The following is an 18122-nucleotide window of genomic DNA, read 5'->3' on the forward strand; positions in this document are numbered from 1 at the left end:
TGTTTCATTTTGACTCGGCTTAGGAGGGAAAATAATGAAGGTTCAAAACCCTTTTCCATATACAAACGACAATAAACGTTATCATACATGGAATTACCATTTACGAAATGAATTTGGTGAAAAAATCTTTAAAGTTTCATTAGATGCTGGCTTCGATTGTCCGAACCGTGATGGTACAGTTGCTTACGGTGGTTGTACATTTTGCAGCGCTGCCGGATCTGGCGACTTCGCTGGTGATCGCCGCGATGATGTTATAACACAATATCATGAAATGAAAGAAAAAATGCGCTCAAAGTGGAAAGATGGAAAATGTATCGCTTATTTCCAAGCGTACACAAATACACACGCACCACTTGAAGTGTTAAAAGAAAAATTCGAACCGCTTCTAGCAGAAAAAGATGTTGTCGGTCTTTCTATCGCAACTCGTCCAGATTGTTTACCAGACGATGTCGTTGAATATTTAGCGGACTTAAATAAACGTACGTATCTTTGGGTTGAACTTGGACTACAAACCGTTCATGAACGCACTGCAAACCTTATTAATCGCGCTCACGATTATCCGTCTTACGTGGAAGGCGTAAATAAATTACGTAAGCACGGCATTAGAGTTTGCTCTCATATTATTAACGGTCTTCCACTTGAAGATTACGACATGATGATGGAAACAGCTCGTGAAGTAGCGAAACTTGATGTACAAGGAATTAAAATCCACTTACTTCACTTATTAAAAGGAACGCCAATGGTGAAGCAATATGAAAAAGGACAACTCGAATTCCTTTCTCTTGAGGATTACGTAAGTCTTGTTGTTGACCAACTTGAAATTATTCCAGAAGACGTAATTGTGCACCGTATCACAGGTGACGGCCCACCTGATTTAATGATTGGTCCAATGTGGAGCTTAAATAAATGGGAAGTATTAAATTCCATCGATGCAGAATTTGTACGCCGCGGAAGCTGGCAAGGAAAATATGCAAATGAGGAGAAACAACAATGAAATTAGAACGTGTATTACCGTTTGCTCGCACACTGCTGCAAACGGCTGTTAAAGAAGGCGACTACGCTGTAGATGCAACACTTGGAAATGGTCATGACACTTGCTTCCTAGCTGAAATTGTTGGGGATAGCGGAAAAGTATTTGGATTTGATATTCAAAAAGAAGCGATTGAAAGCTCAACAACTCGTCTAAAAGAAAAAGAACTTTTTGAACGTACTGTTTTAGTTCACGATAGTCACGATACACTTCTATCCGTACTACCAGAAGACGCAAAAGGAAAAGTAACAGGCGCTATCTTCAACTTAGGTTACCTTCCTGGCGGTGACAAGCATATCGTTACAAAACCGAACTCAACAATTTCGGCAATTGAACAATTACTAGAAGTAATGGCACCTGAAGGTATCATCGTCCTCGTCATTTACCACGGACACCCAGAAGGACAAGTAGAACGCGACGCTGTTCTCAAATTTGCAGAAGAACTAGACCAAAAACAAGCTCACGTACTGCGATATGGCTTCATTAACCAGCAAAATAATCCGCCATTTATTGTGGCGATTGAGAAACGATAAAGTGAAACTTTAATCAGTGGGGGAAATCCCCACTGATTATTAGTTGAACCAATCGGGCATTTATGGGCAGTTTATCTCCCACCTAACATCTTTGCTCCAGGCGAATTTTAAGGTGGGAGTTTTACTGCCCGTTAATGCGGGGTAATATATCAACGATTTTTCAATTATATCTATCGTAACTCGGGATATATAAACGATTTTTTCGATATATCTATCATAACTTACAATATATCAACGATTTCTCGGATATATCGACGATTCGACAAAACATAACAAAAAAAGACGTGCACTCACTGCACGTCTTTTTGTTATTCTCCTATATAATGGATATATACACTATTTAAAGAAAGAAGGATAGAACTTTGCTAGTAGAACTAAGGGGAATTCAAAAGAAGTATAGCAAATCACTTATACTAGACAACATTGATTTATCCATTCCAGAAGGAGAAGCGCTCGCTATTATTGGCGGGAACGGGACTGGAAAAAGTACTCTGCTCAAAATAATTGCAGGATTTATTTCACCTACGGCAGGGACACTCAAAAGAAAAGAACATATACAAATTGGTTATGTACCTGAACATTTTCCTGAAGGAATTCGTTTTACATTAGCGGATTATTTATTTCATCTCGGCTGCATTCACGGCTTATCAACAACATATTTAAGAAATAAAATTCCGATGCTCCTTGAGACTTTTCACTTACATCATGCAAGACATTCCGTTGTACGAAACTTTTCAAAAGGTATGAAACAAAAAACAGGTATTATGCAAGCATTACTTACGGACGTCCATTTATTAATTTTAGATGAACCGCTTTCTGGGCTCGATCCTAACTCTCAGCAAGAATTAGAACATATTTTACTCTCATTAAAACAACAAGGTATATCTATACTCTTCACATGTCACGAAAAACAACTATTAGAAAACTTCGCCGATAGAATTGTGACGTTAGCAAATCATACAATTGCAGAAAATACCTCTGCACAAAAAGTAGCGGAACAGGTCTATATTGAGGCAATCGTTCACGACACATTTTCAGCAATAGAACTACAAAAGCAATCCGGTTTTATACACGTTGCACACAATGCAAATCAAAATCTTATTCAATTACAAATCGAAAAAGAATATACAAACGAAATACTTCAGTTTTTATTACATAAAAAAGCATCTATCACACTGCTACAACCTAACTTTTAACTCGAAAGAAGGTTTATTATGTTTGCGCTTATTCGTTACCATTTTCTCGACTATACAAAATCGTATAAGTATGTCCCTCCTATTGCGATGTACTTTGTGAGCTTGCTTTTTGTATATACATATAAACCGACTCCTATTGTACCGACATATTTAGAAACAGCTCTCGCGCTTTATTTATTATCTGCCTGGATTACGGTCACAATTTTTCATACTGAAGACCCTGTACAAGAACAAATTACTATTTCTCACACAAATAATATTTCCGCATTATATGTTGGTAAATATATTACAGCTCTTCTCATTTGTACTGTATTATCTTTTATATCCGTAATCTATCCAATTATTTTGCAAATGTTTAATGAAAAAATGACAGTTTCTTTATTTCTAGTCGGATTTCTCTCTCACATGTCTTTCTCTATACTAGGAATTTCAATCGCAACATTATTTACTAGAAATATGATTCAAAAAACAGGCACTGCTTGGCTTAGCCTTACCTTTATATTGCTTATAACGATCGCATCTATCCGGTTTAAAAAAGAGTTATTATGGTTTTTACCACCTGTCGAAAGCTTTCTAATGCTTGGCCAATACAAATATAATATACTGACTCACACACTATGGCTCACAGCTTGGGCTATCGTATATTCATTTTTATTATTTACCTTATTTCTTTTTATCGTTCGCAAAAAACGTTTTTAATTACATATTAAAGGAGACGACACAATGATCGGAATACTAGCAGGAATGGGGCCAAAATCAACTGGACCATTCGTCGATACAGTTGTAGCAGGGTGCCAAACAATATACGGAGCAAAGCATGATATGGACTTTCCTCATATGATGATTTATTCGTGCCCAACACCGTTTTACATGGATCGCCCTAATTGATCACGAAGCGATGAAAAAAGCGATTATTGAAGAAGCACAAAAACTTGAAAGTACTGGCGCAAGCTTTATCGCTATGCCGTGCAATACGGCGCATCTTTATTTTGAAGAATTACAGCGTTCTCTTTCTATCCCGATTTTAAATATAGTTGACGAAACGTTACAAGCAATTCCTGAAACTGCAAAAAGAGTCGCTCTTCTTGCAACGGAAGCGACAGTTCAAGCTGGTATTTATCAAGACGGGATTGCAAAACGGAATATAGAATACATTCATTATGAAAAATGGCAAACGATGATTAATCAAATTATTATGTATATTAAAAGCGGAGAAGTTGAAGAAGCTCGCAAATTATGGAGCGCGCTCGTTGTGCAGTTGAAGGATGAAGTAGATACCGCAATTATCGCATGTACTGATTTGAATGTTGTGGCTAGTGAGGATTTTGTTGATTCTTCTCAATGTCTTGCGAAAGCGGTTGTTAGGATGTACTTATCAAATATAAAGAGATCTTCATAAACATAGAAAACACTCCTTCTAAAATGTGTTTTATGTTTAATAAAAATCCCACAAACTTTTAACTTTCTTCACAATTCTTTCAAAGTAATCACACTTAATCTCGCTATATTAAATAAGTAGTTATTCATATAGGGAAGGTTAGGGGAACTGAAAGTATGAAAGTAAATCGTTCGCTTCATTACATTTTTTGGCGTTGGCATTTTTATGCTGGGCTTTTTATTACGCCACTTCTTATTACGTTGTCACTGAGCGGAATTGGGTATTTATTTCGAGAGGAAGTTGAAGATTTCATCTATAAAGATTTATATTTTGGGAAGAGCGCTCAAACAGAATCTATTTCGATGGCTGATTCTATTTCGTTAACAGAGAAAAAATATCCACATTATAGTGTGGCGAAAATTAGTGAGTTTAATGGGGATTATAATACGAGACTTACCATTGCAAATGAGTATACTGGACAACAAAAATATGTGTATTTAGATAGTAATAATCAAATTGTTGGGGATCAAAATGCAAGTGACACGTTTGCCAATATCATGCGGGAATTACATAGTTCTCTTTTAGTTGGTGGCACTGTCGTCAACTATACTGTAGAACTTGCGGCATGCTGGACTATCTTTTTAATCGTGACTGGGTTGTACATGAGTATACGCCAGTTCAAAAACAAACCGGCATCCAATAAGCGAGAAAAAGCAAAACGACGTCATTCTATTATCGGTATTATATTTACAATTCCACTCGTTCTGCTAGTCGCATCTGGATTGCCATGGTCAGGATTTATGGGTAACCAAATTTATAAAATTGCGTCGTCGAATGAATCGCTCGGATATCCGAAATTGTATATGGCGCCGCCTGAATCAAAGGTAAAAGAATTGCCGTGGGCAACAAGAAAAGAAGCTCCGCCTGAATCAAATTCAAATGAACCGAAAGCAATTTCTGTCGATGAATTACAAAAAGGAATTGAAATAAAGAAGCCATATGTTATTTCACTACCAGCTGATCCGAAAGGTGTATTCACCGTTTCGAAATCGAGCGGTTCTGGTATTACAGGTATGCATGTTGCACCAAATGAAGAGATAACAGCTTACTTTGATCAATATAGCGGGGAACTCATTTCAAAAACGGACTATCGTGATTATGGATTACTTGCACAATGGTTCACTTACGGCATCCCGCTTCATGAAGGACATTTATTCGGATGGCCAAATAAAATATTATGCTTACTAACGACATTATCTCTACTACTTCTTATTTATTACGGAGTAAAAATGTGGTTAGCAAGAAAGCCGAAAGGAAAATTAGCAGCACCACCAAAGCAAAGAGATAAGAAAAGCATAATCGTTTTCTTTATCATGATGGTTATACTAGGCGCTGCCATGCCTTTATTCGGACTATCTGTATTAGTGATTTTTGCGATTGAACTTCTTATATATGTATTTTCAAAAATACGATCATAATAAAAAGCATTTGTACACGCGTTGTACAAATGCTTTTTATTTCTCTCTAGATCACTTATCTATCTTCAATGGCATTTTCTTTTTTATTAATAACTTTTTTATCTTTCCAGCCAATAACACACTTCCCACCATTAAAATTAAATCCCCCCAATGTATTCACCACAATTTGTACTTAAAACAAATTGTGTACAGCGATTAATAATAATATAAATCCACTTAAAGCTGTGCTAAATTGTCCTAATGTCCAAGATCCAATTTTTACATTTGCAACTTTTTTTCCTAATTTAACTCCTAACCAAACAGTGAAAAAACTGAATACAGCTGCTGATAATGAAATAGCAAATGGAGATAATTTTAATAAACCTGCACCTAGTCCATTCGTTAGAGCATTCATCGATATAGCAATACCAAGAACAATAGATTCAAAAAAACTAATATTCCCTGATCTATCAAGGTCAGCTTTTTCAGGAGATTTTAAATATCCAGTAATAACATTCGAAACAGATTCATCTTCATCAAGTACTTCTTGATTAGCCTTCTTTTTTTGTGGAATTGTCATTAAAATAATTCGTAAACCAATTACAAACAAAAACAATGTACCAATAACGTCAGATAATGTACCTGGAAAAACTTTTGAAATATATTGCCCAAACAAAATACCCATTTCACTAAAAATAAAAGCAATAATTGCAATTATAAAGTTAGCTAAAAAACCTATTCGAATATTACGAATCCCATAAGATAGCCCTACTCCAAAATTATCTATACTAGAGGATAACGAAAGTAATAAAATGGTAATTAAAGCTACTATAGTCATAATTGTCATACTCCTTTTCACAAAAAACAGCAAGTTATTTTCTGGGTTATTGTATGATAGGTGAAAAAAAGTGTTCCTACTTAAGATGAGGCTACTGAAAAAGCCCACCACCTACTATATACAACAGATCGTGGACCCTTTTTATTTTCTGTATACTGATAAAATACGCCATTTTCAAAATAACAAAAAAGACACTCATAAGAGTGTCTTTAACTAAATTAGTGGTTTTCTTCATCACTGCGCTGTTTTCTTTCGGTACATCTTCCCGTTCCAATAGAAGAATCGTGAAGTGAGGCCTCCGTACTTTACAATGCGCCGTGCCATTTTGTGCATATTCTTTTGTGCTGATACTTTTTGATCTGATAAATAAATACCAAGTAACCCTCTGCTTATGAGACGATGAAACTTCGCATGAGGCAAATCACCAATGCTCTTCTCTGCTTCTTCTACAAAGTGTTTCATCCGATCTAATATCGCTTGCTCGTTTTCGTAATAACTACAGAAATTCAAATCTCCGCCTATACGGTCTTCTTCTTGATCAATGAAATAATCAAGCAAAATATGAAGTCCTTGTACGTAAGGGAAGTATCCTTGTCTAATTTTCGCAATATCTTCATCATGTAATTCATCATGAAATGCATATGCAACAAGACAGAAAATTCCAAGTGTAGAACCGGCACATGCTGAAAATTCAAACCAACTCATCTCAGGTAAGTTTTCTTTATGTGCTTCAAACCAATTTTTCAGTCGCGGCTCTCTTTCTTCTAATTTCACGTGTTTATGAATTTGCAAATCACAATAATAACAAGCAAGTTCATGAAGAACAGGAGCAATTTTGTCATAGTGCTTCGTTTTCTTTAAAACATCTTGGCATGTTTCAACAAGTTCATCTAAATAACCACCATCATCTTGATCATCACGATAACGATAATAATTACCGCCACCTTCTACTTCAGGTGATAATGCCATTAACATCGATTCATGCAGTGCGGCAAAATCATTTGGATCAAGTGATGTACTGCGATCACATAAATTATCTAAATAGTCGCTGATCGTTTGATACGCTACGATAAAACGAATACATTCTTCTCGGTGTTCATTTGCTAGCAGAGCTAAAATGCCACCGCCCTCACAATGAAACGTTTTATGCTCAATACTTGCGATTGCCTGACTATGAAGCTCATCATTCGGAATATGGTAGGCACGCTCTTTCCACATCGCTAGCTCATGGTGTACAACCGGAAACACATCACGGTATACTTTCGCCATGAGCGTTATGGGATTACTCGGTACGTTCACTTCTTCCTTCATCTCCTCTATTAAATGTACAAATAATGATTTATTTGTTTGTTTTTACTATATTATTGACATGCATTTCAGTAAATGACTGAATATAACTCAAAATTTCATCACGCTCATACTCATTTAATAGCTCGTGATAACAATTCGGCCATTCTTTAAAAGCCTTATCACTTATTTTAACATTATCAAACCAAGTGCGGACACGTATTTTATCTACAAGTTTATCCTCACAAGCTTGCATTAGCAAGAGCGGAACATCTGGAAAATCATCTATTTTTTTATGAGCAATTTCGATAGACTTAATCAATTCACTATACCAACGTACTGATACTTTGCGCAAGAACAAAGAATCATTCTCCATTGCATCTCTCACTTCATGGTTACGTGTTGACATTTCCACCGTAAGATTCGTTGCAAATTGCAATTTTGGAGCCACAACATTTAATATTCTTGAAGCAAATTGAAGCGGAGCAGAGGGTCCAGTCACTACCCCTAAACAAGGCGAACTCAAAATAATACCTTCTACATCTTCTCTCTTCGTTTCTTGCATCATACGAATGACAATAAGACCACCCATACTATGACCGAATAGAAAAATAGGTAACCTATACTTTCTTGCTTCTTTCACCCATAATTTAACTTCCTCTATGTATTCATCAAATGAATCAATATGTCCTCTATTTCTTGAAGTCGTTCCATGTGACGGAAGATCCCCCATCACGACGTGGTAGCCGATATGATTCCACATTTCCGCAACGGCTTCGTAACGTCCGTGATATTCCATTGCGCCGTGCACAATAACAATGACAGCTTTTGCTTCCTCCGCTTCATAATTCCACATACGGCTCTCCTCCATTTCACTCTTTCTCATAATTTGATACACTAAAACTAGTCTCTAGGAAAGGAAGACTTTACATGATATATCCTTACAAAGAAAAAAAACCGAAAATTGCGAGTAGTGCTTTTATCGCTGACTATGTTACGATTACAGGCGATGTTTCCGTTGGCGAGGAATCAAGTATTTGGTTTAATACAGTCATCCGTGGTGATGTGTCACCGACAATCATTGGAGACCGAGTAAATGTACAAGACCAATGTACACTTCACCAAAGCCCGCAGTATCCTCTTATTTTAGAAAACGACGTAACAATTGGGCATCAAGTCATTTTACATAGTTGCCATATTAAGAAAGATGCTTTAATTGGAATGGGATCTATTATATTAGATGGTGCTGAAATTGGCGAAGGAGCTTTTATCGGCGCTGGAAGCCTCGTTTCACAAGGAAAGAAAATTCCGCCGAACACGTTAGCTTTCGGTCGTCCCGCGAAAGTCATTCGTGAATTAACAGAAGAAGACCGTAAAGATATGGAGCGTATTCGCACGCAATACGTTGAAAAAGGTCAATATTATAAATCATTACAGAAGTAAATTTCCGCTGCCATAAGATTGGCAGCTTTTTTTATATAAAATCTAACTTTTTCTTTACAAAACATTATTACTCCCTCAACAAAATCTTATTAAAATAAAAGCTAATATCTCCATATATATGTAGATGAGGGAGGAGAATTTTCATGAAGGTCAGTGGATTATATAAAATAGAATGTTACATTTTCAGAGGAATTAACCGCTACTTTGATCAAAAAACATTAAATATCTTTTTCAGCAATATTACTCATATCGGTGGCGCGACTTTCTCCATCGGACTCACACTTTTCTTTTTAATTTTCGCAAAGGGAACTTTGCATCAAGCTGCAATTGCAACTGCTATTTCGTTAGCAATTAGCCATATTCCTGTGCAAATATTAAAAAGGTGGTATCCGCGAAAACGTCCTTATTTAACAATTCAGGATGCAAAATATCCAGTCCATCCATTAAAAGACCACTCTTTCCCGTCTGGTCATACAACAGCCGTTTTCTCTGTCTTCATTCCATTTATTTGCTATAATCCAAGCTTACTTGCTTTCCTATTACCGTTAGCGTTATGCGTCGGTATTTCACGTATTTATTTAGGCCTTCACTATCCGTCAGATGTATTCGTCGGTATGTGCCTTGGCACTTGTTCTGGCATCATCTCTTTTTATCAATTCATCCCACTTTTCACATAAAGGAGTGATATGATGAGAGTCGCCATTTTTACCGATACTTTTACGCCACAAGTTAACGGGGTTGCGAAAACGTTAGAGCGATTAACACAATATTTTCAGAAAGAACAGATCGCCTATTCTGTTTTCGCCCCTCAGCATACAGCTGAAGATAATTTTGTAGCGAATGTGAATAAGATGAGAAGTATCCCGTTAACAATATTATATCCAGAATGTCGTTTTTCTTTTCCTACTCCGCGCATTAAACGGGAACTACTTTCCTTTAAACCTGACATTATTCACATTGCCACACCTTTCAACATGGGACTTTGTGGATTGTATTATGCAAAAAAGTTAAACATCCCAGTTGTCGGTTCTTATCATACTGATTTCGATGCCTATTTACGTTATTACAAAATCGAATTCCTCTCCAATATGCTGTGGAACTATTTAAAATGGTTTCATAGTCATATGCAAAAAAATTTTGTACCTTCCTTTGAAACATTACATCAATTAAAAAACAAAGGCTTTCAGACCCTCTCTATATGGGGACGTGGTGTAGATTGCACACTCTTTCATCCTGCTTACAATACAGACCTATTCCGAAAAAAATATAATATTACAGCGAAGTATGTCCTTTCCTATGTTGGACGAATTGCTCCTGAAAAAGATATTGATACACTGCAATACCTTATCGTTAAAACAGCACATACTCGAAACGATATTCATTGGCTCATCGCAGGAGACGGTCCTCTAGCAACAAGTTTACGTGAAGCTGTTCCGAAAACAAATATCACTTTTACTGGCTATTTACAAAGTACAGATTTAGCTGAAGCATATGCTTGTTCTAACATAATGGTGTTTCCATCAGCTACTGAAACATTCGGAAATGTCGTACTTGAATCACTCGCATGCGGTACACCTGTCATTGGTGCAAATAGTGGCGGGGTTAAAAATATTATTACAGATGGAAAAACGGGAGTTCTTTGTCCGCCTAAAAATGAAGATGCATTTCTATCATCCATTTATTTTTTATTACAAAATGAAGAAAAACTTGAGCAGATGGGAATATCAGCTTCATCTTTTGCGAAATCAAAGAGCTGGGATGAGATCTTTCGCGGTTTGCTTAACCATTATGAAGAAGTCCTGCAGCATAACGCATCAGAGTTGCTTGCTTAAATAGAAAAACTCCCTTCAAAAAAACGAAGGGAGTTTATTACATGGTCATAAATTTTAGTTTAATAAATGATACATAAGGTTAAACATTGTTTTATTTCTATATTAATTATATCAAAAATAAACATAACTAAACAGACTTGTAATAAAAACCCATAAAAATTAATATATGGTTATACAGTATTTTAAACTGTATAATGATTTTAAGAATTCCCCTTAAAATCAACTTACTCACATACCTTTATACAGTAATTGTTCCCCAATTCTGTATATCAAAAAACCTTTCATTCATTTGAAAGGTCTTTTTGAGCCTGCACATATTCTTCTTTCGTATTTACATTTATAAACCAATCCGCATTCGCTTGTACATCTTCTCCAGAAACATACTTCACATTACATTGTGATAAAAGCTGGCCCATACTTCTTTTTTCTTCCTGAAGTAAAGCATAAATCTTTTCTTTCACGCGGTTATGATACGCCGCAAGTAGCGGTTGTTTTCTTCCATTAATAATAGGTACAACCGCATCATATTCATTGCTCGTTTGCTCTAGTAAAATGGCAAACCATTGATGCGAAACGTTTGGTGCATCGCAAGGCATAATAGCGTACCAATCTGCTTCTATGTATTCCATACCTGATACAATGCCCGCAAGCGGTCCATTTCCTTTATAGTGCGGAATGTCTTCTATAACAGGAACTTGTACGAATTGCTCTACTCGCTCTTTTATATCAGTATGGCTAATTACTACAATGTCTTGCAAAGTAGTTCCCATCACTTTCACAATATGCTCAACAAAAGTATTTCCCTTCCAAATTGCTAACGCCTTCGGCTCACCAAATCTACTCGACATACCGCCCGCTAATACAATTCCAGCATACTTACTCATTGGCGATGCAGCTCAAATGTAATATGGCCTAATTCCGGTAAAATTAATTTATTCATCGCAAGTCGAACCGCTCCGCTAGACCCTGGCATCGAGAAGACTACTTTGCGCCCAATTGTACCACCAATCGCTCTACTTAACATTGCGCTGCTTCCGATATCTTCTAAATAACTAATCATACGGAACAGCTCACCAAATCCAACAATTTCTTTATCTAATAACGCTGATACTGCTTCAATTGTGACATCGCGTTTCGTAATACCAGTACCGCCATTTGTTAATACAACATCTACATCTTCCTTATGATAACCAGCTAACACCGCTTGCTGAATACTTTCTTTATCATCTTTTACAATTTCATAAGAAGTTACTTTATGTCCCGCTTCTTTTAACAATTCATGTAATAGTTGTCCGCTCTTATCTGTTTCTTCCGTACGTGTATCGGAAATTGTAACAATCTTGCAACGCACTTCTTTTGGAGCTTGTTTTTTATGTTCAGTTACACTCATTTTTTATCTTTCCTTTCTTAAAGACTTTTCTTCATTTTATCATACATACCTTTACACAATTATGTATGAAGCCAATCATGCGCCATGATACAATATAAGTATACTAACCCACAAAAAGGAAAGTGTACTTTCTTATACTCCTAGACTACACATCTTTAGCTACTCTTTATATTTTCTACATAATAGAATTCAATTTTAAAACTTGTACTAAAAAATAAATTGGAGGTCTACATTGTATGGAACTTTATAAAAAATTAACAACAACATTTATCCTCTTATTCATCGCTTCAATCACTGTCGGCTTTTCCTTAAAAGGCGCAATTCCATACGCTACATTAGTAAGCATTATATTCGCGACACTATTTTTACTAAGTAGTGCCTTTTGCGCAAGTAAAGCACGTCAAATGAAAGGTTGATCACATATGTTCAAAAAGAAATCAATCTTTTGTAAATCATGTAAAACAGAAATACAAACGTATGAAAAAGCGTGGATTCATATGCCCTTTCCGGCGAATGGCATGACGAATATGAAAAAGTATATTGAATTAGAAGGACAAATTTATTGTAGTTCGTGTGTTGAGATAATGAACAAAAACCAGTAAATACAAAAGGGGTGTTTACATTGTTTGAATCCAACCGTATCCAGTTACGAAAGTTTTCCGAAGATGATATTCTAACATATTATAAATGGCATAATGATATAGACGTTATGAGTTCAACTACACTCACTCTTGATAAATATTCCTTTCAAGACACAGAAAAACTTTGCCGGCAATTTATTCATTCTTCGAACTCTAAGAACTATATCATTGAAGAAAAAGCTACGCATCTTCCAATTGGTATTACTTCTTTAATTCATATTGATTCGTATAATCGAAACGCTGAATGCATTATTGATATTGGTAAAAAGGATTACTGGGGGCAAGGTTATGGGCAGGAAGCTTTAACCCTATTATTGGATTATGCATTTTTAGAATTAAATTTACATCGCCTTTCTTTACGAGTATTTTCTTTTAACGATAGAGCAGTTAAATTATATAAATCACTTGGTTTTCAACATGAAGGAACTTGTAAAGAAGCTATATTCCGCAACGGCACTTGGCATGACATTGAACTCTTCGCTTTATTCCAACGTAATTATAAATAAAAAAAGCTTTGCGCTCACCGCGCAAAGCTTTTTTTCATATATTATAGACCAGCTTGCTCTTTTAAAGCTGCAGCTTTGTCTGTACGTTCCCATGATAGATCTACATCAGTACGTCCGAAGTGGCCGTAAGCTGCTGTTTGTTTGTAAATTGGGCGACGTAAGTCTAACATTTTAATAATACCAGCCGGGCGAAGATCGAAGTTGTTACGAACTAGTTCTACTAGTACGTCTTCAGATACTTTACCAGTGCCGAATGTATCAACTGAAATTGATACTGGTTGTGCTACACCGATTGCGTATGCAAGTTGTACTTCTGCTTTTTCAGCAAGACCAGCTGCTACGATGTTTTTCGCAACATAACGAGCTGCATATGCTGCAGAACGGTCAACTTTTGTTGCATCTTTACCAGAGAATGCACCGCCACCGTGGCGAGCGTATCCACCGTAAGTATCAACGATGATTTTACGTCCTGTTAAACCAGCATCACCTTGTGGTCCACCAATTACGAAGCGGCCAGTTGGATTAATGAAGAATTTCGTTTCTCCATCCATTAATTCTGCTGGTACTACAGCTTTAATTACGTGCTCTTTTAAGTCGCGATCGATTTCTTCCCATGTAACATCTGGATGATGTTGTGTAGAAATTACGATAGTATCAACACGTACTGGTTTACCATTTTCATCATACTCAACTGTAACTTGCGTTTTTCCATCTGGACGTAAGTATGATAATGTATCATCTTTACGTACTTCAGTTAAACGGCGAGCTAATTTGTGAGCAAGCGAGATTGGAAGTGGCATTAATTCTTGTGTTTCATTACATGCAAAACCAAACATTAAACCTTGGTCTCCTGCACCAATTGCCTCAATCTCAGCGTCAGTCATTTGACCTTCGCGTGCTTCTAGCGCTTGGTCAACACCCATAGCGATGTCAGCAGACTGCTCATCGATAGATGTTAAAACAGCACAAGTTTCTGCATCGAATCCGTATTTTGCGCGTGTGTAACCAATGCCTTGAATTGTTTCACGAACGATTTTCGGAATATCTACGTAAGTAGAAGTCGTAATTTCCCCCGCTACCAATACTAAACCAGTTGTTACAGTTGTTTCACAAGCTACACGTGCATTTGCGTCTTTTGATAAGATCGCATCTAAAATTGAATCAGAAATTTGGTCACAAATTTTATCTGGATGTCCTTCAGTTACAGACTCAGATGTGAACAGATGACGTTTTTTTGTCATGTGGTAAACCTCCCTACAGTAATTGTATATATTGTACGGAACTCATCCTTAATTTGCCACAAACTGCGACATACATTTATTCTCCCACACAAGCATACAGAAAAACCTTTCCTACTTTACATAGAGGAAAGGTTTAATTTGCTACTTGCATACTGCTTTTTGCCCTTCGCTCTTATCGTTCGAGACCTGTAGCCTCGCACAGGTTTTAGCACCTATTCACCTGCATTTATCAATACAAGTGAGGTTGCTGGGCTTCATCGGGCCTGTCCCTCCGCCAGCTCGGGATAAGAGAGTATCCGTCCCAACCTATACTAAAGAAATGATATTCATTTGTCAATTAATATTCACATTTTCCTGAAAGTTTTTCTCAATACGCCTGAAATGAAATATTAATAAGGAAATAATGCATTCACACAAACAAAAAGAAATAAATAGTATACATTATTTATATAATTGTGTTATACTCTTGTTGGGGATTACGAGAAATATTTCATTAAATGAAAAGGATGGTATATAAATATGAGTACTGTGAATGTCCAAATTGGTTTACACGAATTATTGAACGGAAGCAATGCACAGATTCAACTAAGTGTTCCGCAATTAGTGGAAAAAGTATTAATGCGAAATGAAGGGAAATTAACTTCTACTGGTGCCGTTTCTGCTTCAACAGGAAAATATACAGGACGTTCTCCTAAAGATAAATTTATTGTGAAAGAAGCATCGGTTGCTGACAAAATTGCTTGGGGAGCTGTGAACCAACCGATTTCTGAAGAACATTTTAATAAATTATATACTAAAGTTTTAGAATACTTAAAAGAAAAAGAAGAGTTATTCGTCTTCAAAGGATTTGCAGGCGCTGACCGCAATTACCGCCTACCAATTCAAGTTATTAACGAATATGCATGGCACAATTTATTTGTACATCAATTATTCATTCGTCCAACTGAAGAAGAATTAACGACTCATGAATCAGAGTTCACAATTGTTTCTGCACCGAATTTCAAAGCTGATCCAGCTGTTGACGGTACAAACTCTGAAGCATTCATTATGGTTTCATTCGAAAAACGCATCGTATTAATTGGTGGTACAGAATACGCTGGAGAAATGAAAAAATCAATCTTCTCTATTATGAACTTCTTATTACCTGAACAAGATATTCTTTCTATGCACTGTTCTGCAAACGTAGGTGAAGAAGGCGATGTAGCATTATTCTTCGGTTTATCTGGAACAGGTAAAACAACATTATCTGCTGATCCAAACCGTAAATTAATTGGTGATGATGAGCACGGTTGGTCTGATAACGGTGTATTCAATATTGAAGGCGGTTGCTACGCGAAATGTGTAAACCTTTCTCACGAGAAAGAACCACAAATTTTCGATGCAATCACATTTGGATCTGTTTTAGAAAACGTTATCATTAATGACCAAACGCGTATCGCAGACTATAACGATACTACTTTAACAGAAAATACTCGTGCTGCATACCCTATGCATGCGATCGACAATATCGTACTGCCAAGTGTTGCTGGACACCCAAATACAATCATTTTCTTAACTGCTGATGCATCTGGCGTATTGCCTCCAATCAGTAAGTTATCAAAAGAACAAGCTATGTATCATTTCTTAAGTGGTTACACTAGTAAACTAGCAGGAACAGAGCGCGGTGTTACATCTCCGCAAGCAACATTCTCAACTTGCTTCGGTTCACCATTCTTACCACTTGATGCATCTCGCTATGCTGAAATGCTTGGTGAAAAAATTGAGAAACACGATGCGAAAGTATTCTTAGTAAACACTGGCTGGACTGGTGGCGAATACGGCGTTGGTAAACGTATGAACTTAGGTTACACTCGTGCAATGATTCAAGCTGCATTAAACGGTGAACTTGCGAAAACTGAAACAGCTAAACATGACATCTTCGGTCTTGAAGTTCCACTTCACGTACCAGGTGTACCTGACGAAGTGTTAATGCCTGAACAAACTTGGGCTGATAAAGCTGCTTACAAAGCAAAAGCAATCGAACTTGCAAATGAATTCAAAGCTAACTTCAAAAAGTTCGACAGCGTATCTGAAGACATTATTAACTTAGGCGGTCCAATCGCTTAAATTAAAACTTTCTGTTGGAATAACCCTTTACTCATATGAATAAGTGTCGTGTAACCGTAAAGTTTCGCGTACTCACCGACAAAACCCAATGCGGCTTAACGGTTACACACACTTACATAAAAAAGAAGCTTACGTGAAAACGTAAGCTTCTTTCTATATCTTATATAAAGTGAAACGCTAATCTCTTCATCTATGACCTAGATTATAAAATTACAGCTTCGAATATATACATTATATCCCTACTGGGTTTCACATCGTATGGGGCTAAAAAAGGCCCTGACCGCTTCTATCCGTGGCTGGATCATCTATTCCATCTAAAAAGAAGTCTTTTATCTTTTTTAGCTCTTTGTTAGTTCTTTCTCATCTTTCATGCTATAGTATCCTAAATTAACAACAATTAAGAAATACCCACCCAAAATCCCTACTGCAAATGCCCACATAACCATGTGGTGCTCAATTTCGTACATAATAATAGCACCCAAAATTGCAGCTGCAAAACGGTTAAACATACCGAGTGTCGGTGCTTTCGTCTTCTTTACAATACTATCTCCAAGCTTCTCAATTCGTCTCCCTAAAAGCCAAACGCAATACATACTTACAATAAGCCCAATTCCAGCACCTAGAAAATGAGCTGAAAACGGCGTTAACATCCAGCCTAGTAAAAGAAAACCTAGTAAATAATACGATTGAATTTTAAACGATCTTAATGACATACTAATCATGCTGTTCTCCTCTTCAGTAATTTTTATCTATCCAACAAAAAATTTCTTTCAAATTCATATTCCTTACATCCATTTCACTCAAATTAAAAACAACATAAACAGTATGTTTATGTTGTTTAAATATTTTTAGGAAATAATATTATACAAGATTTCAAACATCATATTCTCATATTTTGTGACGGTTTTTCAAACTTTTTTCGTCCATTTATGAAAAAAATGATATCAATCTATGAACATACGGATATGATGTAATAAGCACACACATAAAGGGGGCGTCTAATGATTTATTTTTTAATGGCTCTCATTCACCTCATTATCCCTGCACTTATTGGACTTTCATTGTATTGGTACACGAAAAACCATAGCATTTTTTACGCTGTCCTCGGTGTTCTTCTTCCAGGTATTATTCTTATTACACTCTTCCGTATTCCATTTTTAAACTTAATTCCACTTATTACTGCTATCTTATTTCTCATCTTCTTACCAAAAATAAAAAAATAGGAAAGCAGATCATAGGTGATC

General features: G+C 36.4%; 20 protein-coding genes, 1 pseudogene and 1 riboswitch. Of the genes and pseudogenes, 14 read left to right on the plus strand and 7 right to left on the minus strand.

The window, feature by feature from the left end:
- The first annotated feature begins 34 nt into the window (after positions 1-34).
- The 6 genes and pseudogenes from ACS2CR_RS01255 to ACS2CR_RS01280 all read left to right on the plus strand — a co-directional run bounded on the left by ACS2CR_RS01255 (position 35) and on the right by ACS2CR_RS01280 (position 5615).
- Positions 35-994: a TIGR01212 family radical SAM protein gene (locus ACS2CR_RS01255; protein WP_000868034.1), complete on the plus strand. Its 960-nt coding sequence runs from the start codon at positions 35-37 to the stop codon at positions 992-994.
- Positions 991-1563 (plus strand): class I SAM-dependent methyltransferase, encoded by a 573-nt coding sequence (locus ACS2CR_RS01260; RefSeq protein ID WP_000764497.1) that lies wholly within the window; start codon positions 991-993, stop codon positions 1561-1563. Before ACS2CR_RS01255 ends, ACS2CR_RS01260 begins: the two co-directional genes overlap by 4 nt.
- A gap of 362 nt (positions 1564-1925) precedes the next feature.
- The gene (locus tag ACS2CR_RS01265) at positions 1926-2759 is read left to right on the plus strand and encodes an ABC transporter ATP-binding protein (RefSeq protein ID WP_000959746.1); all 834 of its coding nucleotides are present in this window, start codon (positions 1926-1928) and stop codon (positions 2757-2759) included.
- 18 nt (positions 2760-2777) lie between these two features.
- Entirely contained in the window at positions 2778-3458 is a 681-nt protein-coding gene (locus ACS2CR_RS01270; RefSeq protein ID WP_000457775.1) for a hypothetical protein, read from the plus strand.
- A 24-nt stretch (positions 3459-3482) separates the two neighbouring features.
- Positions 3483-4158, plus strand: a pseudogene (locus tag ACS2CR_RS01275) (aspartate/glutamate racemase family protein).
- A gap of 155 nt (positions 4159-4313) precedes the next feature.
- Positions 4314-5615: a PepSY-associated TM helix domain-containing protein gene (locus tag ACS2CR_RS01280; RefSeq protein ID WP_053514567.1), complete on the plus strand. Its 1302-nt coding sequence runs from the start codon at positions 4314-4316 to the stop codon at positions 5613-5615.
- Between the two features lie 172 nt (positions 5616-5787).
- Here the strand turns inward: ACS2CR_RS01280 and ytaF are convergent, their stop codons facing one another.
- The 3 genes from ytaF to ACS2CR_RS01295 all read right to left on the minus strand — a co-directional run bounded on the left by ytaF (position 5788) and on the right by ACS2CR_RS01295 (position 8575).
- Positions 5788-6432 carry a sporulation membrane protein YtaF gene (ytaF, locus tag ACS2CR_RS01285; RefSeq protein ID WP_000156906.1) on the minus strand — a complete coding sequence of 215 codons (645 nt, stop codon included), beginning with the start codon at positions 6430-6432 and terminating at the stop codon, positions 5788-5790.
- 234 nt (positions 6433-6666) lie between these two features.
- Positions 6667-7731 carry a tetraprenyl-beta-curcumene synthase family protein gene (locus ACS2CR_RS01290; RefSeq protein ID WP_001102461.1) on the minus strand — a complete coding sequence of 355 codons (1065 nt, stop codon included), beginning with the start codon at positions 7729-7731 and terminating at the stop codon, positions 6667-6669.
- A gap of 40 nt (positions 7732-7771) precedes the next feature.
- Positions 7772-8575, minus strand: coding sequence for an alpha/beta hydrolase (locus ACS2CR_RS01295; RefSeq protein WP_000267423.1), 804 nt, complete (start codon positions 8573-8575; stop codon positions 7772-7774).
- A gap of 74 nt (positions 8576-8649) precedes the next feature.
- On the opposite strand from ACS2CR_RS01295, the gene ACS2CR_RS01300 reads away from it, so the two are divergent.
- From ACS2CR_RS01300 to ACS2CR_RS01310, 3 genes are all read left to right on the plus strand, one after another.
- The gene (locus ACS2CR_RS01300) at positions 8650-9162 is read left to right on the plus strand and encodes a gamma carbonic anhydrase (RefSeq protein WP_000640186.1); all 513 of its coding nucleotides are present in this window, start codon (positions 8650-8652) and stop codon (positions 9160-9162) included.
- Between the two features lie 143 nt (positions 9163-9305).
- Positions 9306-9839 (plus strand): phosphatase PAP2 family protein, encoded by a 534-nt coding sequence (locus tag ACS2CR_RS01305; RefSeq protein WP_000868595.1) that lies wholly within the window; start codon positions 9306-9308, stop codon positions 9837-9839.
- 12 nt (positions 9840-9851) lie between these two features.
- Positions 9852-10994, plus strand: coding sequence for a glycosyltransferase family 4 protein (locus tag ACS2CR_RS01310; protein ID WP_001261606.1), 1143 nt, complete (start codon positions 9852-9854; stop codon positions 10992-10994).
- A 281-nt stretch (positions 10995-11275) separates the two neighbouring features.
- Here ACS2CR_RS01310 and ACS2CR_RS01315 read toward each other — a convergent pair whose 3' ends face one another.
- Together ACS2CR_RS01315 and ACS2CR_RS01320 are read right to left on the minus strand one after the other, a co-directional pair.
- Entirely contained in the window at positions 11276-11878 is a 603-nt protein-coding gene (locus ACS2CR_RS01315; protein WP_153602470.1) for a molybdenum cofactor guanylyltransferase, read from the minus strand.
- A complete protein-coding gene (locus ACS2CR_RS01320; protein ID WP_000117124.1) occupies positions 11875-12384 on the minus strand; it encodes a MogA/MoaB family molybdenum cofactor biosynthesis protein in 510 nt (169 codons plus the stop codon). Before ACS2CR_RS01320 ends, ACS2CR_RS01315 begins: the two co-directional genes overlap by 4 nt.
- Positions 12385-12620: 236 nt before the next feature.
- Here ACS2CR_RS01320 and ACS2CR_RS01325 point away from each other — a divergent pair, with 236 nt between their 5' ends.
- Genes ACS2CR_RS01325 through ACS2CR_RS01335 form a run of 3 tightly spaced genes read left to right on the plus strand, consistent with a single transcriptional unit; the run spans position 12621 to position 13531 of the window.
- A complete protein-coding gene (locus ACS2CR_RS01325) occupies positions 12621-12800 on the plus strand; it encodes a hypothetical protein (protein WP_000424800.1) in 180 nt (59 codons plus the stop codon).
- 6 nt (positions 12801-12806) lie between these two features.
- Positions 12807-12986, plus strand: a complete 180-nt coding sequence (locus tag ACS2CR_RS01330) for a hypothetical protein (RefSeq protein ID WP_000473617.1) — start codon at positions 12807-12809, stop codon at positions 12984-12986.
- Positions 12987-13006: 20 nt separating this feature from the next.
- A complete protein-coding gene (locus tag ACS2CR_RS01335) occupies positions 13007-13531 on the plus strand; it encodes a GNAT family N-acetyltransferase (protein ID WP_053514598.1) in 525 nt (174 codons plus the stop codon).
- A gap of 41 nt (positions 13532-13572) precedes the next feature.
- Here ACS2CR_RS01335 and metK read toward each other — a convergent pair whose 3' ends face one another.
- Positions 13573-14772 carry a methionine adenosyltransferase gene (metK, locus tag ACS2CR_RS01340; protein WP_000163123.1) on the minus strand — a complete coding sequence of 400 codons (1200 nt, stop codon included), beginning with the start codon at positions 14770-14772 and terminating at the stop codon, positions 13573-13575.
- 169 nt (positions 14773-14941) lie between these two features.
- A riboswitch (SAM riboswitch) is annotated at positions 14942-15063 on the minus strand.
- A 228-nt stretch (positions 15064-15291) separates the two neighbouring features.
- Between metK and pckA the strand changes: the two genes are divergently transcribed.
- Positions 15292-16878 (plus strand): phosphoenolpyruvate carboxykinase (ATP), encoded by a 1587-nt coding sequence (pckA, locus tag ACS2CR_RS01345; RefSeq protein WP_000108802.1) that lies wholly within the window; start codon positions 15292-15294, stop codon positions 16876-16878.
- Between the two features lie 338 nt (positions 16879-17216).
- On the opposite strand, the gene ACS2CR_RS01350 is transcribed toward pckA, so the two are convergent.
- Complete coding sequence (locus ACS2CR_RS01350) at positions 17217-17600, minus strand: ATP synthase subunit I (RefSeq protein ID WP_000624933.1); 384 nt, start codon at positions 17598-17600, stop codon at positions 17217-17219.
- Positions 17601-17879: 279 nt separating this feature from the next.
- On the opposite strand from ACS2CR_RS01350, the gene ACS2CR_RS01355 reads away from it, so the two are divergent.
- Positions 17880-18101: a hypothetical protein gene (locus tag ACS2CR_RS01355; RefSeq protein WP_000639042.1), complete on the plus strand. Its 222-nt coding sequence runs from the start codon at positions 17880-17882 to the stop codon at positions 18099-18101.
- Positions 18102-18122: the final 21 nt, after the last annotated feature.

Origin of the sequence: Bacillus cereus group sp. BceL291, assembly GCF_051776705.1 — a bacterium.
Classification (GTDB): domain Bacteria; phylum Bacillota; class Bacilli; order Bacillales; family Bacillaceae_G; genus Bacillus_A; species Bacillus_A cereus.

Coding starts and splice junctions, on each gene's coding strand:
- ACS2CR_RS01255 (WP_000868034.1), top strand. CDS start 35: ATGAAGGTTCAAAACCCTTTTCCATATACAAACGACAATAAACGTTAT.
- ACS2CR_RS01260 (WP_000764497.1), top strand. CDS start 991: ATGAAATTAGAACGTGTATTACCGTTTGCTCGCACACTGCTGCAAACG.
- ACS2CR_RS01270 (WP_000457775.1), top strand. CDS start 2,778: ATGTTTGCGCTTATTCGTTACCATTTTCTCGACTATACAAAATCGTAT.
- ACS2CR_RS01280 (WP_053514567.1), top strand. CDS start 4,314: ATGAAAGTAAATCGTTCGCTTCATTACATTTTTTGGCGTTGGCATTTT.
- ytaF (WP_000156906.1), bottom strand. CDS start 6,432: ATGACTATAGTAGCTTTAATTACCATTTTATTACTTTCGTTATCCTCT.
- ACS2CR_RS01295 (WP_000267423.1), bottom strand. CDS start 8,575: ATGTGGAATTATGAAGCGGAGGAAGCAAAAGCTGTCATTGTTATTGTG.
- ACS2CR_RS01300 (WP_000640186.1), top strand. CDS start 8,650: ATGATATATCCTTACAAAGAAAAAAAACCGAAAATTGCGAGTAGTGCT.
- ACS2CR_RS01305 (WP_000868595.1), top strand. CDS start 9,306: ATGAAGGTCAGTGGATTATATAAAATAGAATGTTACATTTTCAGAGGA.
- ACS2CR_RS01310 (WP_001261606.1), top strand. CDS start 9,852: ATGAGAGTCGCCATTTTTACCGATACTTTTACGCCACAAGTTAACGGG.
- ACS2CR_RS01315 (WP_153602470.1), bottom strand. CDS start 11,878: ATGAGTAAGTATGCTGGAATTGTATTAGCGGGCGGTATGTCGAGTAGA.
- ACS2CR_RS01320 (WP_000117124.1), bottom strand. CDS start 12,384: ATGAGTGTAACTGAACATAAAAAACAAGCTCCAAAAGAAGTGCGTTGC.
- ACS2CR_RS01325 (WP_000424800.1), top strand. CDS start 12,621: ATGGAACTTTATAAAAAATTAACAACAACATTTATCCTCTTATTCATC.
- ACS2CR_RS01330 (WP_000473617.1), top strand. CDS start 12,807: ATGTTCAAAAAGAAATCAATCTTTTGTAAATCATGTAAAACAGAAATA.
- metK (WP_000163123.1), bottom strand. CDS start 14,772: ATGACAAAAAAACGTCATCTGTTCACATCTGAGTCTGTAACTGAAGGA.
- pckA (WP_000108802.1), top strand. CDS start 15,292: ATGAGTACTGTGAATGTCCAAATTGGTTTACACGAATTATTGAACGGA.
- ACS2CR_RS01350 (WP_000624933.1), bottom strand. CDS start 17,600: ATGATTAGTATGTCATTAAGATCGTTTAAAATTCAATCGTATTATTTA.
- ACS2CR_RS01355 (WP_000639042.1), top strand. CDS start 17,880: ATGATTTATTTTTTAATGGCTCTCATTCACCTCATTATCCCTGCACTT.